14 protein-coding genes are annotated in these 16,444 nt (G+C 45.9%); 11 read left to right on the forward strand and 3 right to left on the reverse strand.

Features of this window, described 5'->3' with window-relative positions:
• Nucleotides 1–11 precede the first annotated feature (11 nt).
• The 6 genes from C825_RS12940 (at nucleotide 12) to C825_RS12965 (ending at nucleotide 7,528) form a co-directional block, all read left to right on the forward strand.
• Nucleotides 12–1,025, forward strand: coding sequence for a fimbrillin family protein (locus C825_RS12940; protein WP_010802765.1), 1,014 nt, complete (start codon nucleotides 12–14; stop codon nucleotides 1,023–1,025).
• Between the two features lie 25 nt (nucleotides 1,026–1,050).
• Nucleotides 1,051–2,064: a fimbrillin family protein gene (locus tag C825_RS12945; RefSeq protein WP_010802766.1), complete on the forward strand. Its 1,014-nt coding sequence runs from the start codon at nucleotides 1,051–1,053 to the stop codon at nucleotides 2,062–2,064.
• Nucleotides 2,061–4,112: a DUF4906 domain-containing protein gene (locus tag C825_RS12950; protein WP_010802767.1), complete on the forward strand. Its 2,052-nt coding sequence runs from the start codon at nucleotides 2,061–2,063 to the stop codon at nucleotides 4,110–4,112. The genes C825_RS12945 and C825_RS12950 overlap by 4 nt, the downstream gene beginning before the upstream one ends.
• Nucleotides 4,113–4,126: 14 nt before the next feature.
• Nucleotides 4,127–6,262: a DUF4906 domain-containing protein gene (locus tag C825_RS12955; RefSeq protein WP_010802768.1), complete on the forward strand. Its 2,136-nt coding sequence runs from the start codon at nucleotides 4,127–4,129 to the stop codon at nucleotides 6,260–6,262.
• A gap of 13 nt (nucleotides 6,263–6,275) precedes the next feature.
• Nucleotides 6,276–6,557 (forward strand): HU family DNA-binding protein, encoded by a 282-nt coding sequence (locus C825_RS12960; protein WP_010802769.1) that lies wholly within the window; start codon nucleotides 6,276–6,278, stop codon nucleotides 6,555–6,557.
• Nucleotides 6,558–7,033: 476 nt separating this feature from the next.
• Nucleotides 7,034–7,528 carry a hypothetical protein gene (locus C825_RS12965; RefSeq protein ID WP_010802770.1) on the forward strand — a complete coding sequence of 165 codons (495 nt, stop codon included), beginning with the start codon at nucleotides 7,034–7,036 and terminating at the stop codon, nucleotides 7,526–7,528.
• A gap of 42 nt (nucleotides 7,529–7,570) precedes the next feature.
• On the opposite strand, the gene C825_RS12970 is transcribed toward C825_RS12965, so the two are convergent.
• Both C825_RS12970 and C825_RS12975 read right to left on the reverse strand, forming a co-directional pair.
• Nucleotides 7,571–8,704, reverse strand: a complete 1,134-nt coding sequence (locus tag C825_RS12970) for an AAA family ATPase (protein ID WP_010802771.1) — start codon at nucleotides 8,702–8,704, stop codon at nucleotides 7,571–7,573.
• Between the two features lie 615 nt (nucleotides 8,705–9,319).
• Nucleotides 9,320–10,438, reverse strand: coding sequence for an IS110 family RNA-guided transposase (locus C825_RS12975; protein ID WP_010800321.1), 1,119 nt, complete (start codon nucleotides 10,436–10,438; stop codon nucleotides 9,320–9,322).
• A 178-nt stretch (nucleotides 10,439–10,616) separates the two neighbouring features.
• Here C825_RS12975 and C825_RS12980 point away from each other — a divergent pair, with 178 nt between their 5' ends.
• From C825_RS12980 to C825_RS13000, 5 genes are all read left to right on the forward strand, one after another.
• Nucleotides 10,617–11,066, forward strand: coding sequence for an HU family DNA-binding protein (locus tag C825_RS12980; RefSeq protein ID WP_044214359.1), 450 nt, complete (start codon nucleotides 10,617–10,619; stop codon nucleotides 11,064–11,066).
• Nucleotides 11,067–11,103: 37 nt separating this feature from the next.
• Nucleotides 11,104–12,003 carry a D-Ala-D-Ala carboxypeptidase family metallohydrolase gene (locus C825_RS12985; protein ID WP_010802772.1) on the forward strand — a complete coding sequence of 300 codons (900 nt, stop codon included), beginning with the start codon at nucleotides 11,104–11,106 and terminating at the stop codon, nucleotides 12,001–12,003.
• Nucleotides 12,004–12,076: 73 nt separating this feature from the next.
• Nucleotides 12,077–13,225: an AAA family ATPase gene (locus tag C825_RS12990; RefSeq protein WP_010802773.1), complete on the forward strand. Its 1,149-nt coding sequence runs from the start codon at nucleotides 12,077–12,079 to the stop codon at nucleotides 13,223–13,225.
• A 13-nt stretch (nucleotides 13,226–13,238) separates the two neighbouring features.
• Nucleotides 13,239–13,478, forward strand: a complete 240-nt coding sequence (locus C825_RS12995) for a hypothetical protein (RefSeq protein WP_007658106.1) — start codon at nucleotides 13,239–13,241, stop codon at nucleotides 13,476–13,478.
• Between the two features lie 12 nt (nucleotides 13,479–13,490).
• The gene (locus tag C825_RS13000) at nucleotides 13,491–14,105 is read left to right on the forward strand and encodes a hypothetical protein (protein ID WP_010802774.1); all 615 of its coding nucleotides are present in this window, start codon (nucleotides 13,491–13,493) and stop codon (nucleotides 14,103–14,105) included.
• Here the strand turns inward: C825_RS13000 and pbpC are convergent, their stop codons facing one another.
• Nucleotides 14,106–16,406, reverse strand: coding sequence for a penicillin-binding protein 1C (gene pbpC, locus C825_RS13005; protein WP_167754498.1), 2,301 nt, complete (start codon nucleotides 16,404–16,406; stop codon nucleotides 14,106–14,108). It abuts the gene before it with no gap.
• Nucleotides 16,407–16,444: the final 38 nt, after the last annotated feature.

Here is a 16,444-nt window from a genome sequence, read left to right on the forward strand (position 1 = left end):
ACACGGAAAACATGAAACAACTGACAGCTACAATAACTACCGGCCTGTTCATGCTGCTTCCCATAGCCTGTACGCAGGAATACGGACAAGAACAGGCAGACAACCATGATATAACAGTCGGCTTTACGGCTACGGCAGGTGAGTTGGCTGCTCGGGCGGAGGCTGCCGTCGGCAAGTCCCTGGAAGCAGGAGCGAACGTCACGGTACATGCCTGGACGAGTGCCCTTTCTTCCGCCACATCGGAGAATCCTGCGCTTTCAAATACGTATACCGTCGATAATTCGGGAGAAACAGTGGTGTTGAAGGCAACAGGCGGTCCTATGCAGGTACAGACCGGATTGAGTTATTATTTTTATGCCCTGTCGACCAATAGTGCAACGGATGCCGTGCCCGCATTAAGCGGCAGTTACCAGACATCCACCCTTCACAACGGAGTCGATTACCTGATGGCAACAGCCAATATAACTAACAGCGGCGGTGATAGTGAGATTACGGTCCCTTTGTCTTTCCGCCATCTGGCAGCCCAAATCGTATTGACCGTAAAACCGGCAACCACTGATGGCTATCTGTCTGCCGATGCTCTGTCGGTAAGTATTGCCGACACCGATCCGACGGGCAGTTATATCGATTTGTCCGTCGGTTCCGATAGTCCTGCATTGATAACGGGCGGTGTTCCGGGCGATCTGCCCAGTGGGCAGACCAAGGGGGCTACAGTATCTCAATCCTCTCCGGCCGAATTTACCGTCTCCTTTATCGTCCTGCCGGTAACAGCTTCCGCCCGGGGGATCCCGTTGAAACTGGATTTTACCAATTTGAGCTTTGAAAGCGATAAAACCACGGCCTCTAAAAGCTATACGGCAAGTATCCTGCCGGAAACCGGTAAAACACTTACGCTGGAGGGGGGCTACAGTTACGCATACGAAGTGAGAATCGCCCGTTATGCCGCTTCATTCAGCCTGCCGACAGTAAAACCCTGGGAATTGTTCGGTGTGGATATGGATAAGATAGAACTGGACCCGAAATAATCAGCTTCGGAAAACAAGTATACGTATGAAAAAGAGTAACAATATATGGATCGTTCTTTTGTTGTTGGCATCCTGTCGGCAGGATACAGTCGTGCCGGACGGGGAGGTGCTCTATCCAGTGACGTTCAGCCTGCCGGAAGTGGAGGTGATGACCCGCGCAACGGAAAGCGAAGCGTTGGAAAACGGCAAAACGCTGACAATAACCGCTTATAACCCGGATACGAAAGAGATGGCGGGAAGTAGTCAATATGTCGTAAGTTCCGGCAGTCTCGGATTGGCAACGGGTGCGGGCCCTTTGTATCTTCCTGCCGGTACCTACGATTTTTGTACGATGGTTCCGGGGACCGGTCTGTCGGAGGATGGGCGTTCTATTACGGTTGCTGCCAATGTGGATGCGTTGGGTTCGGTTACCCGGGCGCAGATGTTGCCGGAGCCGACGAGTGTCACGCTGAATAGCCTGGATCATCTGGCTGCGCAAATCAGCTTTACGGTGCGGGTAGTGACGGCAACTTCGCCAATCACAACTTTTGAAGTAAAGAAGGTTGTTATAAATGGTATGGTGGAAGCCCGGGCCGATAATTATAAGTTGCCGGAAAATGAGTGGGTTATGCCGGATGTATTTAACGGTAATCTGACGATCGATAATCAGAGTGGGAATCTGTTTACTTATTCGGCGGATGCTCCTGACGGAAAAAACGGGAAACACTATAATATCCAGAAAGAGCCCTTAGTTATCTTCCCCCGGCCTGCCGGTACGTTTGAGGCTGTCATCACATTGAATGTGGGAGAAGAGAACAAGGCGGCTGTGGAAAGAACAGTAAAAGCAACCATTAACAAACTGGCATTCGAGCCGGGCAAACGATATCTGTTTGAAGTGAACTACGGCTGGGATTTTGTGAGTTTCACGGTGACAGTCGCTGCATGGAATCCGGTAGATAATAACCAGGACACAGTGGGGAGCGGCGAACAGGAGATCGAACATATCTTTACGATCGAAGGTAGTTGGGTAGATGTATCATTGGAAGGAGAGATAGGATGAAACAGTTGAAAGCGATTTATTACGGATTGTTTGCATGGGGCATAGCTTCCGGTTGTTCCGGAGGTTTACCTGATCACCCGGAAGAAGGGAGGGGCGATGAACCGGTACCGGTCTTTTTTTGCCTGAGGCAGGAACCGGTTGTCTCGATCGCGTGTGTCGACGGGCTGACGAAAGCAGACCCGCCGGCAACCGGAGAAACAACGGAACTGGCTATTAATGACCTGACGGTTTTGCAGTTTGACTGGGATGGAACGACGGGGGATGGCACTGATGCTGAATGTGTAACGTCGCGTTTCATCCTTTCGCCTCAACCGGAGACTGGTACTGATATAGAAAATCTTTACTCTATCGGTCTGCGTTCCCAGAGCAATGCAGACCAGTATATCATCTTCATAGCGAATGCCGGAGCCGTATTCCAGGATTACGAAGGAGGAACACTTGGAGCATTCAGGGAGAAGACGGTGGCGCTCGACCAACAGACCATGAATGAAAAGAATATCATGATGATTGCGGCAGTTAAAGCCTCCTTTACCTCCGGTGGAAATCAGGGAAATCCTATTGCGGTAGACTTGCAGCGGTTGGTGGCACGCATCCGTTTCACCTGGAAAAAGAACCTGAAAGTAACGGGTGCCAATTTTACCCCGTCTGTCCTGAAAATAGGGAATGTGCCTAATGTATTGAGATATGCCGACGGATTTGTCGATACGGCTGCCGGGGCGGATTATCCCGAAAAGAAGGAGGCCAATTTCAAAGACTATACCTCTATTGTCGCCGGGATCGACAAAGGGTATACCTGGTATGTTCCCCTGAACCGGCATGCCAAAACAGGAAAAGGAGCGACCTCCTATGAAAAAGATGCAATCAATGCCCCCGATGCATTTTGTACCTATGTGGAACTGTCAGGCGTATATACTACGCCGAATATGCCCGACCAGCTGGTCAGCTACCGGTTTTATCCCGGAGGAAATACAACGAACGATTATACGATCGACCGGAATTGCGCTTACGATATTCAAGCCGTTATTGAAGGGTTAAACTCGTTTGACAAGCGGGTGACGAAAAAGACCTTTGAATATACAGAACCCGCCAATTGCTTCGTAATAGCCCCGGAGCCGGGTAATGAATTGTCGTTTAACCCTTACCTGGCCCCGGGAGCAAGTGTGGCGGGCACAGGAGTGCTCTACGAAGACCGGTTGATCGACGGACGTTTCAGCAGAGTGGCCGGGGTGAAAATTCTCTGGCAAACGGTAGAAGGTTTGATCCGGTCGGTATCTCTAACCCAGGGGATGGTCGATATCGCTACGAATACGGACGGTGTTGCCGGAAATGCCCTGGTTGCGATTTACGATGATGAGGGAACCATCCTCTGGAGTTGGCATATCTGGGTGACTCCCTATGAGAAAGTGCTTTATAAAAATGGTACAAACGGGCGTTTGCAGAACTATGCCGGACAGACCTGGATGGATCGTAACCTGGGTGCACTGAGTACGATCAAAGGGGATGAAGGTGCCCGTGGTGTCTATTACCAGTGGGGACGTAAAGACCCGTTTGTTACCTCGGTTGTTGCCGGGGGAACGGCTCCCGCTCATAGGGATATGGGAACAGCTTTGAATATAGACAAGTCGGTCGAAAATCCTACTGTGTTTTTTACCAATCAGGCGGATAACACCTGGAATGGCGGGGGACCGTTGCCTGCATTGTGGCAGGCAACAGGCAGCAAAACACTGTTTGATCCCTGCCCGGCAGGTTGGAGGCTGCCGGGGAAAACGGCTTGGGAGACTTTTGTATGGAGCACTAATTTTTCTTGGGATAGCTCAACAAGTTCAGGGGCAGCCAGAGATGTCGAGGGCGAGACATTGCCTGCCTGGTATCCGTTGTCCGGACGGTTGGATAATAGTTCAATGGAGTATGCTGCTTCCCCTGCCTACCTGTGGTCGGCATCTTTCGGGAACACAATGCCGTATGTTTTCCAGTTTAGTTCAAGCGGGGCCTCCACAGTAGAAACCTCCGGAGCCTGGGGGGCAGCCGTGAGATGTGTCAAACAATAAAGAGAAAAAGAAGAATGGATAGAAAGAAGACAAATAGAACCCGGTTGATCGGAATATTGTTTTTACAGGTCGTCGGTTGGGGTGTTGTAACCGGTTGTGTGGAGGACGGCAGACGGACGGAAACGGATGACCGCAACAGCATAGAGGTAACCTGTTGTTTGCAGATCGAACCGCTGGTAGGCGAACCGGCTACGCGGGCGGATAATACGCTTATCAATGGAGAAGGCACAACGGCAGAAGAGACGGTGGTAAATGACCTGACGGTGATACAGTTTGACGGGAACGGAGACGCGACAGACGAATCGATTGTGATCCGCACATTCAATGGTAAGTTGAATCTGACCAGTTTGTCTATCGGCCTGATGCAACCGCCTTCGAAGGGAAGTCAGTATCTTTATTTTATCTGTAATGCCGGTGATGTGTTTGCCAATTTTGTGGGAACGCTGGGTGAGTTGGAAGAAAAAATACTGACAATCAGCCGGGAGGGTGGTTTGTCGGGAGGAATTGTAATGACCGGAGCCTGTCGTTCGACGTTGGTAGGCGGGACACCGATAAAGGCGACGCTGACCCGCCGATTTGCCAAAATTCGTTTTACTTATAACGCGGATGGATTGCCGGAGGGGGATACCTTCGAGCCGGTGTGGTTGCAATTACTGTCTGTTCCCAAGGCGATGATGCTTGAACCGGCATCGGCAACAACGGATATTGTTGTCGGTTTTTCCGATCTTGATCCGGTTTTAAAAGAGATAGAGAAGGGATATGTCTGGTATATACCTGAAAACAAACGGGGGAAGGGTAAGAATACCGGTGGTAGTGCGGCCAATAAAGGCGCGGTGAGTGTTCCTGATAATTATTGTACTTATATTTTACTGGAAGGCAGGTATCATCAGAGTAGTGATAATAAAGATTATAAAGTCTTTTACCGCTTTTATCCGGGAGCAGATGCGATCAATGATTTTAATCTGGAAAGTAACCATGTATATAATGTAGGATTGACCTTAAAAGGGATAGGTAACAACGACGACCGGGTGGCATCGCAGACGGCAGAGTCGCTACCCGGAGCAAATTGCTATATGACAGCACCCGGTTCTATTCTGACTTTTAATCCGTATGCAGCTGCGGGGATTGATGTTTCATCGACCGGATGGACGTATGCCGGCCGGATGGGAACAAAAGAGCAAAGTAAGATCGACCACGTCGGATTAGTCTGGCAAACGGAACCGGGATTGATAAGGAATATCTATTACCTGATTTCCAGCGGAGAAATACGTTTGGCTATAGATAATAAGTCAGGAAATGCATTGGTTGCAGCGTATGACGGGAATAATAGAATACTATGGAGTTGGCATATCTGGATAACGGATTATTCGGTGGCAAAGGCAGACTATTCTATGGAGGGAACCAGTGCCGAAGTTGATAATGGGTATGTTTATAAGTTTAAAGACTATATCTGGATGGACAGAGGCCCCGGTGCGTTATCTAATGAACGGACAAATGTTACAAACTTCGGTATGACTTACCAGTGGGGAAGAAAGGATCCGTTTGTTCCGGCAAATATGTTTACTGCAAATACCCTGACACCTATGTATGATGCGAATGGGGAGAGGGTCGAAACTACTGCAAAACAGTTTGATCAGGCTTATGTGAATACAGTCGGAGATATGTTTGATAATGTGATGCAAAATCCGCTTACATTCTTTACGAATGGAGCGGCTGTATCAGGTACACCTGTTAATACAAGCAATGAATGTATATGGTATGGTATGTCAGCGAAAGGTGATTTGTGGTCGTCGATAAAAACCTTTTTCGATCCCTGTCCGGCAGGGTGGTGTGTTCCACCGGCTGGAGCAAGGCCGGGATCTGGTGATGTATCTTATCATTATGCTTCAAATGCTTCCGGGAATGGTTTTTATATTAAAGGAATCGAAGGTCTGTTTTGGCCTTATATTGGCTATAGGCAGATCTCGACAGGAGTGCCTAGTGGTGTTGGAGCGCAAGGAATATACTGGACTTCTGAGAATGGAAGCAGTAAGGGAAGTAATTGGGCTAAAACTTATGGGGCTGGTAATGCGAATTGGGATAATACTATGTTTGACCAAAGCCGCAGACACTCCGATGGTATGGGAGTCCGTTGTGTAAAAATCAAATAAACGCAATAAATATATGAATAAGATCGAACTGGCCCGTGCCATCCAGGAAGCGTGTGGATGCACGCAGACAGAAGCAGCCGGGTTGTTGAATACTGTTATAGATGTATTTACAGAGCAACTGTCGAATGGCAATTCCATCAACCTCCAGGGGTTCGGTACCCTGAAACCCTGGCATCAGACCTTGCGTGACGGTCGCAACCCGAAAACAGGAGTACCCGTCACCATCCCTCCGCGCATCAGCGTCAAATTCCGTCCGGGAAAGTTTCTGCTGGAAGCATTGAATAAGTCCGAATAAGCGGATTTATAGAAATAACTGCATAACTTGTTAATAGTGACAGGTTGTATCTACCTCCCCTCTCGAGAGGGGTAGGGGTGTGTTAATGCCAATAAATAAAACATGCCTGGTTAAGGTTTATTTGTCGTCAGTTTTAACTCAATGTCATAAAGTTAAGGATAGGGACAGTAAATGTCCTGAAAGGACTAACTATGAATAGCCCCCGGTGAAGCCGGTGGGAAATAGGATGCGGTATGTCGGTGATCCCCGAAGGGGGTCAATCATAGCTTGTTATTCGCCCCTTTCAGGGACGCACCATCCGATGTATATCCTGTCCCCCGGCTTCACCGGGGGCTATTCACAATCGGGCCCTTCGGGTCCGGCACCGTTACTATTTAATTCCCCTTCGATACTATCAATACTTAACCCCGTTTGTGCGTGTACACATAGCGGGGGCAGGTGAGGATATAACCCGATCCTATAAAAAAAATAGTATTATGTACGAAGAATTAAGAGCATTATTCGGAAAGGAAAAGCCTTCCGTTAGTAAGTTTGAAACAATCCTGAGTGAATTACCCCCTGTCAGACGTTTGTATTATCACCGGCTTGCTTATAAAGTAGCCCTTTGCGAATGGGAATACCTGACTGTGCGTTACCAACTTTTTCTCACTCATTTCTTTACCCGCGACTGGCAGCGAACGCTCGATTATCTGCTGGAAAACACGGTACTCGGTACCTTGCAGTTCGAACTTCAGGAACCGGACATCATCCAGCGTTTTATCGGCCAGATGGAAAGCAGTAATCCCTATCACAAACCTTCTTTTGTGCATCTGTCTTTCTCCTATCAGCTGGCATTCAAATGCAAGAACTCCGTCGAGTACCTCGGTGACAAATTGCGTACGCAAACCCTCACCGCCGAAGACCTGATCTGGCTGAACGACAAGACGCTCATAACCAACGAACCGGGCCACGTACCACCCCGTGTGAAATAAGTTTAAATAGCAAGGGAATGGAGCGGTTGTAATAGAGTGGATTTAATACGGTTGTTGTCGTAACCAGATCGCAAAGAAGCGATCGTAAACGATATAACCGGCTTCTGTCCGGTAAACCATTTCCATTTTCGTGAGAGTACGAAGGGCTGAATTTACACTGCTCGCGGCTTTCAGTTTGTATTTGGAAATGAAAGAACCGGCATTGATCTCCGGTACGATCCGTTCCTTTGCTATTGCCTTAATTAAACGTATAGCGCCGGAAGTATAGGCAGCCAGTAAGTTTTGATAACCATATTCATTCTCTGCAACGATTTCGCGTATAGCATGGCTAACCGTTTCCTGATCGGGATTTATGGAATATCCGTACAGACGATTTAATATGGACTGAATATACCAGGTATGTCCTCCGAACTCATCGTAAATACCGGAAAATGTCTCTTCCTTTAAAAGGAGGTTTTGTCTGTCAAACCAGATAGCCGCAAAATCATAATAAGCCTTTCTATCTATACAACCGATGGTTATTGTCTGCGTACTTTGATAAAAAGGTCGCTTGGTTGACAAAAACATTTCCTGCATAACATGCTGTTTACTACCTGCAAAAATAAAACAGACATTGGGTAGGAACTGGATGTAAGAACGTAACAGGGCTTCTACTCCTTTTTCAGGATATTCCGTGATCTGCTGGAATTCGTCGATAGCGATATAACAACGTTTTTCCGACGATTGCAGGTAATTGAATATTTCTTTTAAAGTAGCTTCTTCTTTATCGGGGGCAATGTCAATACTGACTTCCGGCATACCTGATAGTTCATCCAGCGTAAAAACAGGCCGACAACTTTTAATGAATCGGCTGATTCGTGACATCGCTTTTTGAGGTATGGAGTCGAGGCTGCCTAATACGGTACTGGCAAATGCCTGTACAAACTCATTCAGGTTCTGCGTCGAATAAATATCGAGATAAAGAGTGATAATGTCAGAATGTTGCTCGTGCAACTGATGGAAAACATGCTTGATCAATCCTGTTTTACCCATACGCCGGGGAGCAACGAGCGTCAGGTTGCGTTCGTTATGTAAGGCGTTGGTTATCTGCCCGGTTTCCTGTTGTCTGTCACAGAAATAATCGGGACCGTAATATCCTGCTATCAGGAAAGGATTGTTCGGTTGAATCGTCGACATATTTTCATTGCGTAAATTGCGTAACGCAAATTACGTAATAAAGATCGAGGTGTGCAAATATTCCCGGAGGAAGTTGTCCGGCGGCCCTTATTATCGACGAAAGGTGGTTTTGGGGTTTCTGTATATTTCCTCTATAAATAAACAAACGTGAGTTCGAAATAAGTACCATAACCTTCCTCAGAATAACAGTCAAGCCATGTTTAATAACATGTATGTGTAAAAATATAACAAAAAGTTTGTATTAAAGAAAAATAAACCTGTCCTTTGACGAAAAGATTTTAACTATGAAAAACACAAAGAGATAACATTGCCACAGTCTTGACTATGAAATGTATGATCTTTGGGAGGGAGTCTGTATAAGGGTCCCTTTTTTCTTATTATTTTCTGTGTAATAAAAGTTACACTAACCTTATTTCGAACTCCCGTTAAAATAAGATCACTTTGTAGCTGTCCCTACATTTTGTCTATGCAGAGAGTGATAAATAATTTCCTCTTCGAGCTTGTTTGTCTCAGACGCAATTCCTTGCCAGAGCGTGCCTGTATACCAGTTTGCAAAAACGGGGTTTACTCCACCACAAATATAAGGGTCTTGGAACGCTCATTAAGAAGCAACCATTAATTCACAAATGGCATATAAGGTTGCTTTTTAGCTAATAAATTCCAAATAACAACGAGTAGCTTTCGAGCATTTGCCATTAAAGCCTTGTTGTGATTCATTCTCTTTTTCAAGGTATGATATCTGCTATAAAATTTAGATGTTTGAGTCCTGCAGGCTCCCCATGCACATTGTGTAAGCATAACACGTAAATACTTGTTTCCATGTAAAGTCTTTCTTCCTTTGATCTTTCCTGCACTTTGATCATTTCGCGGTCTTAATCCAGCCCAGCCAACTAAAGCTGATGCTGTTAGAAAGGCTTTCATGTCAACACCGATTTCTGCTATGATTCTCATAGCGCTTTCCTCTTTTATCCCAGGAGCTGTTTGAAGGATTTCCAGTTCCTCGGCATAATGTCCCTCGCAAATTATTCGCATTTTCTCTTTACACTCAAGAAGCTGACGATCATAAAGTTCCACTTCTTCCAAACTCATTTTAAGCATGTCTCTGTCTGATGAAGATACAATACCAGTCAAAGACGACTTAATAACCTCATGACAATGTTTATTACGAATACGCTTGTGAACCAACAGAGCTAATACTTCAGAATCAGTTTCACCACAGATTAATGCATTGACCACCTTACGCATGGATTTACAACCAATATCAGAAACATAATTACTCAAACGAATATTGCAACGTTGCAACGTTAGATCGATAGCAGATTCAGCTTGCTGTTTGCGACGAGTCAAATGGAAGATACGACGACTGTACTGACGTAATTCCTGTATTTTTGAATCAGGAATATAACTTCCCTTAATTAGCTCTTTCTGAAGAACAGTCGCAATCCATTGGGCATCTTTAATATCAGTTTTACGACCAGGGAGTTGACGGATGAAATAAGGGTTAACCAATTTAACATCAAAATCGCATTCCAAAATGCGCCAAATAGGAACCCAATAAATACTGGTGCTTTCCATTGCAACTTTACCAACACCATGAGAGACTAAAGTGTCACGAAGGCGATCCAGTTCCGGTGTTAAAGTTCCAAACACATCTTCAATTTTCTCACCGTTTGCTGTGAGAATACACATAAAGACACTATCTTTATGCACATCAAGACCACAAACTCTGTCCATAAGATATAGTTTTTTTGTATTACAACTTTAAAATAACGAAAGTCGGTGGAATAACAGCAGGGAGTGGTCTTTATTTTTATTAGACGCGCTTATAAATCTCAATTTTTATGTAAGTTTGTTATGTGCTCCGATAGCGGACATACAATTCATACATTATTCATTTAATACATTAATTATTATGGCAATGAAGTTTAAGCTGGTTACGAGAAAGAACATGGGGCCGGATCAGGAAGAAGTTCCGGAGAAAATTTATGCACAGATGGTGTGTGGCGATTATGTTCCTTTTGATGAATTTGTGGAAGAGGTTGCCGACAGTTCGGGAGTGGGCAGTGCCGGGGTAAAGGCGGTGATCGACCGTACGGTCGTTGTGCTGGTTCGCCATATGCAACACGGACGAAGAGTACAGGTGGGAGACCTGGGACATTTCCGCTATAACTTCGGATCAGAAGGAGTGCCGGATGAAAAGAGTTTTGCAACGAACATGATCCGCGAGCCGAAGGTTCGTTTCTTCCCGGGAAAGGCGTTGCGCGTAGCTAAAAGTCGGACGAGTTTCGAGAAGATTGTGCTTGATGATAAGGCGGAAGATAATGGTGGCGGAAGTGGCGGTGACAGACCGGAGATTGAGTAATTGAGTATTGAAGATCGGCGGTTCAATATGTAAGGTTATGAAACGGTTGACGGTTCAGTTGATTATTGCAATCCTGCTCACAATGAGCGGGATTGTCCTTCTCTTCAGCGGATTCTGGATCGATCCCGCATTGGAAGAGTTTACCTACAGCCGTATCGCGGTAGAAAATGCACTCGACAACACGCCTCCTGCCGCAGCAAAGACGGCTTTGAATCATCTGGTTACTTATTTGCTGGAACCTTTACGGAAGTTTTACAAATCCCCTGTTGCGATCCTTAGCGGATACCGTAGCGATGCCGTGAACCGTCTTGCCGGCGGTGTTGTTGCCAGCCAGCATCGGAAAGGGGAGGCTGCTGATTGTTATGTGGCAGAGGGACCGGAGCAACTACTGGCAGCTCTGCAAAACTCCGGCCTCCCTTTCGACCAGGCTATCTTATACAAACGCCGCCGTTTCCTGCATCTTTCCTTAAAGCAGTTCGGAAGGAACCGGATGCAGGTACTTGTTTATATGATTTGTGTTATTTGTTTGTTTCCGGGCTGCGGATTAAGAAGAAACATACGCCAATCTGAACAGTACGGTTACAGCGATTCCGTCGTTTTCATCCGTAGCGACAGCCTGTTACTTCAACAACATTCAGCCCTTCACGACTCTTTATCTTGGGAATTAAAGCAAATCATCTATCTTCCGCCAGACACGTCCGGCAGGCAACCCCTGCAAAGCATCACCTTCGCCCGTCTTCTCCATACCACCCACCAAACCGACAGCCTTACAACCAAAACTACTACACAACAATCCAGGTCCGCATATACGGAAGAAAGATCACTTACACAGAAAGAACATCGCGCAACGGGCTATCGGGTTTTGATATTGGTGGTAGTCGGGGGAGGCTTATTTATTAGTACTTGGAGATATCTGGCAAGAAAATATCAGTCGTAAAGCAATATTTAAGTTGAAACTTATTAGAAAAGAAATATATCCTTATCTTTGTACAAAATGATATATCTGAACAATGATTACAAAGATATCAATAGAGAACTATAAGTCAATAACCAAACTGGATTTTTCTCCGGGACGTTTTAATATACTTATAGGGGAGAATGGAGGAGGAAAATCTAATCTTCTTGAGGCCATATCATTTGGGCTAGCTGCTTCTTTGGATAAATTAGATAATGAATTTCTTGGATTGAGAGGTATCAGAGTTACCAAACCTCAGTTTGTGATGTCATCATTTGAGAATAATCCTCCAAAAGAAATTGTTATTTCTTTTCTAACTGATAGGAAAACTTCAAGTATAATTTGTCGGATCGATCCTAAAACAAAAAAGGCAGAATTGTTTGCTGGCTTTCCTATCAGCGGGAATGCGGAAGCGGAACCATTGAGTTATGAAACTATCTCACATATTAAAAACATATTATCTAAAGAAGGGATTTATGTGAACAAGCTGGATATTAGATCCACTTTAGCTGCAGAAGCACATCCTTTTTATGGAAAAGTAGATCCGGAACTTGGGCGTTTTGTTTTTTATTGTCCGGAGGAATCTGCCTTACGTACATTTCGTGATGAATATCAATTATTACCTTTGGGTAGAAAAGGCGAAGGTGTCTTTAAATATTTGAAAGAATTGTCCCAATCTGAAGAAGGAAAGCTTGTTTTAAATGAAATCAATGAGAACCTGTCTCTCCTTGATTGGTTTGATCATATAGAAGTTCCTGCTACAGGGTTATCAAATGATTATACGGTATATATTAAAGATCGCTATTTGACAGATACTATGTCGTATTTTGATCAGAGAAGTACCAATGAAGGTTTCCTGTATCTGTTGTTCTATTTCACATTGTTTATTTCAAAAGATACTCCTGCTTTCTTTGCAATTGATAATATAGAATCGTCTTTTAATCCGAAATTGTGTACTAAAATTATAGAGGTTTTGCAAAAGTTAGCGGTAAAACATAATAAGCAGGTGATCTTGACTACTCATAATCCATTTATATTAGATGGCTTGGATTTATCGGATGAAGATCAGAGATTGTTTGTTGTCAGACGAAATGATGAAGGGCATACGAAAATCAGGCATATTGAATATAAACCGGAACGAAAGAAAAAACTGTCAGAGCTTTGGATGAGTGGAGCTATCGGAGGATTGCCGGATAACTTTTAATATAGATACGGAAATGACCATCGCATTAGTAACAGAAGGTATCTCCGAATACCGCATAACAAAGCATATTCTTACAAAATACTTTAAAGGGTATAACGAAGATATTGACATCAATCAGATGCCACCGAAATTGACTGAAGATGAAAAGAAACAGGCTGATGGTGGTACCAAAGGTGGTTGGGTTGAGGTTTTGAAGTATTGTGAGAACCAGGAAAAACTGGAATCAATCGTTCAAAGTTTGAGTAACATTTAATACAGATTTATTATGTGTAGGATATTTACTTTTCTATTGTTTTGTCTGGTCTCGTTTTCTATGTCTGCCCAATCCTCGAAGGTGGAAGTCTCTTATGAACTTTGTAAGGATGATATGACACGGGAATTGATGGATTTTCAGGATATTCGTTATTATCAGGTATTTATTAAAGGTGATTTTTCAGGAAAGATGTGTAATTTGGTGATGGTACATTGTCGGGATGGTCAGTTGTCCTATGATGAACCGATTCGTTTTCAGGAAAAGGATTCGACGATCCGGCTGACCTATTTTGCCCAGTCTATTGATAGTGATACAGCCAAAATCTCTCTGAAAAGTAAAGCTGTACATTCAACTCGTAAATATGATGTGAAGAACTGTAAAAGTCATATACTTATGGAAACCTATACGGAAGCTCCTCTGACTACGGCGGATACTATACCGGTAATTGCTTATACAACAGGCTTGGTTCAAAATTTTATGTTTGAAGGGAAACCTGTAACCGGTATTGATTATTGTGGATTACGTTTTGCGAAGGTTAATCCTAAAGAGTGGTCGGACAAGTACGGGGTAAAGGACTTTGTTTATTATATCATTTATTTTGAACCTTTCGACATAGGGAAAGAATAACTATTTCACCTCGAAAAGTATCTTACGCTGATTACCCCAGTTGTCGATCAGAGTGAGCATGTGTTTACCGGACTCCACTGTGCAGGCGATCTGGTGGTTGTCTGTTGTTTCTCCAAGGTACGTGTCGTCGAGATGCCAGTAGATGGTGGCGTCGGGACGGGCATGGGCGGCTTTGAAGATAAACTTCTCCTGTTTGCCGGAGAATCCTTTCGGTAAGTATAAGATGGCGTTGTGTTCCGGGTAGATCAGTTCGATCTGCCGGCTTTGTGCCTGTTCGCATCCCGGTTTGATGGGAGGGAGGGGGACGTAGTCGATATGATAGTTACGGTAATAATATTCCTGTGAAGGCGGGAGCACGAACCAGGGACGGGTGATCATCCGGTCGACAGACTCGCAGGAACTGTTTACACGGAAACGTCCGTCTGCCGATAGATGGACGAGTTTGTGGTAAGGACATACCGGGGTGTTGATGCCGGAACGGGGGATATATAATGTGTCCGTCTGGTCACAGATCCGGGAGGCTTTGTGTCCGCTGTTACGACAGATCACCGCCTGTTCCAGTTCGTCGTAAGGCATATCGAACCAACTGCTGCCGGGTAACAGTGAGAAGAGGTCGAAGAGGACAGGGGCTGCATTTCCTACTCCTGTCAGGCCCGGGCGACCTTCGCCGGACGCATTTCCCACCCATACACCGACGACATAGCGGGGAGTAGTCCCGATAGCCCAGGCATCACGTCCTCCGTAACTGGTCCCGGTCTTCCAGGCGATCTGCTTCATCGATTCGAATTGTTGCCAGTCGGCTTCTTCTTCCGGGCGATTGAGGGCGGACATGGCTTCGTAAGTAAACCAGATGGAGGCGGCTGATAATAATGGCTTATCGGTAAGTCGCTTGTCTGTGATTGATTGTATAGGATCTTTTCCTTTGTTAGGGAATGGTGTCAACGGATGAATATCCTGCGGATTATATCGCCCGTTGTAGGGGCGGTAATGGGTGAGAACCCGGGACAGGGAGGCATACATTCCGGATATATCCCATAAAGTACCTTCTGCGCCTCCCAGAATCAGAGACGCTCCGTAATGTTCTTCCGAGAAACGGAGGGAGGTCATGCCTAATGTCTTCAGTAAGGTCATGAAACGGCCGGTATTATATTGCGACAACATGCGGACCAGAGGTACGTTCAGCGAACGTTCGATTGCCCGGTGGGCAGGGACGGCACCGTTAAATGTCTTGTTATAGTTCTGCGGCATAAAACCGTTGATGTTCAGAGGTACATCCGATACGAGGGTGGAAGGGAGTATCTGTCCGTCGTGCAGCATGCCGGCATAAAGGAAAGGTTTCAGGATGCTCCCCGTGCTACGGGGGGAAGTGATGATATCGACCTGGTTTCCCCGTTTTTCGTCGGCCTGGAAGGTGGCATTTCCAGCATAGGCCAGGATTTCTCCGGTTTCCACGTCGGCGATAAGGGCAGCCAGGTTATGGATATGGTTGGAACTGCTGTATTCCCGGGCATAACGGTTGACGAGTTCCTGGGTTTGTTTCTGCAAGGAATACTGTACCGATGAGGTGATACGTATTCCCGGTGTGCCGGCGGCCAGCCGTTCCAGCAGATGAGGAGCTTCGTTGGGTAAGGGTACCGGGGCTTCCGGCAGAGGTTCCATGCAGGATAGTTCGTATTCGGTATTATCGATGATATTTCTTTCCTTCAGCGTGTGCAGGAGTTTGTCGCGTTTTGTTTTCAGTTGTTTCCGGTTCCTGCCCGGATGGATAAGGGCGGGAGAGTTGGGTAGTACGGCCAGTGTGGCACTTTCCGCCCATGAGAGATCGGAAGCGCTGCGTCCAAAGTAACGCCAGGCCGCTGTCTCGATGCCTACAACGTTCCCTCCGAAGGGGGCATGGGAAGCATACAGGTTGAGTATTTCCTTTTTACTATGGGTCGTCTCCAGGAAGAGCGCCCAGCATATCTCGATACTTTTTTCGTACACGGTACGATCCCGGTTTCCCCGGGCGAGGCGTGCCAGCTGCATGGTCAGTGTACTTCCTCCGCTGACGACGCGGTGGTACCGGACATTCAGATAGGCGGCACGCAGAATGGCTGCCGCGTCTATCCCCGGATGATAAAAGAAATATCGGTCTTCATAAGTAGTCAGGCAGGTAATGAATTTATCCGGCAGAGAATCGGTCGCCGGAAACCGCCATTGCCCGTCCGGTGCAATCCTCGCCCCCAGCAGGTTACCCTCCGAAGAGTAAAGTAATGTCGAGTAAGATACGGGGAACAGGGTACGGGGAACCAGCAGGTACATCCCTCCCCAAAGAAACAGGATAAACAGCAAAATAGATA

Source organism: Parabacteroides sp. ASF519 (assembly GCF_000364265.2).
Classification (GTDB): Bacteria; Bacteroidota; Bacteroidia; order Bacteroidales; family Tannerellaceae; genus Parabacteroides; species Parabacteroides goldsteinii.

Bases quoted from the DNA above. Each gene is read 5' to 3' on its own strand.
- C825_RS12955 (WP_010802768.1), top strand. From the start codon at position 4,127: ATGGATAGAAAGAAGACAAATAGAACCCGGTTGATCGGAATATTGTTT.
- pbpC (WP_167754498.1), bottom strand. From the start codon at position 16,406: ATGTACCTGCTGGTTCCCCGTACCCTGTTCCCCGTATCTTACTCGACA.
- C825_RS12980 (WP_044214359.1), top strand. From the start codon at position 10,617: ATGGCAATGAAGTTTAAGCTGGTTACGAGAAAGAACATGGGGCCGGAT.
- C825_RS12985 (WP_010802772.1), top strand. From the start codon at position 11,104: ATGAAACGGTTGACGGTTCAGTTGATTATTGCAATCCTGCTCACAATG.
- C825_RS12960 (WP_010802769.1), top strand. From the start codon at position 6,276: ATGAATAAGATCGAACTGGCCCGTGCCATCCAGGAAGCGTGTGGATGC.
- C825_RS12995 (WP_007658106.1), top strand. From the start codon at position 13,239: ATGACCATCGCATTAGTAACAGAAGGTATCTCCGAATACCGCATAACA.
- C825_RS13000 (WP_010802774.1), top strand. From the start codon at position 13,491: ATGTGTAGGATATTTACTTTTCTATTGTTTTGTCTGGTCTCGTTTTCT.
- C825_RS12950 (WP_010802767.1), top strand. From the start codon at position 2,061: ATGAAACAGTTGAAAGCGATTTATTACGGATTGTTTGCATGGGGCATA.
- C825_RS12965 (WP_010802770.1), top strand. From the start codon at position 7,034: ATGTACGAAGAATTAAGAGCATTATTCGGAAAGGAAAAGCCTTCCGTT.
- C825_RS12940 (WP_010802765.1), top strand. From the start codon at position 12: ATGAAACAACTGACAGCTACAATAACTACCGGCCTGTTCATGCTGCTT.
- C825_RS12975 (WP_010800321.1), bottom strand. From the start codon at position 10,438: ATGGACAGAGTTTGTGGTCTTGATGTGCATAAAGATAGTGTCTTTATG.
- C825_RS12990 (WP_010802773.1), top strand. From the start codon at position 12,077: ATGATTACAAAGATATCAATAGAGAACTATAAGTCAATAACCAAACTG.
- C825_RS12945 (WP_010802766.1), top strand. From the start codon at position 1,051: ATGAAAAAGAGTAACAATATATGGATCGTTCTTTTGTTGTTGGCATCC.
- C825_RS12970 (WP_010802771.1), bottom strand. From the start codon at position 8,704: ATGTCGACGATTCAACCGAACAATCCTTTCCTGATAGCAGGATATTAC.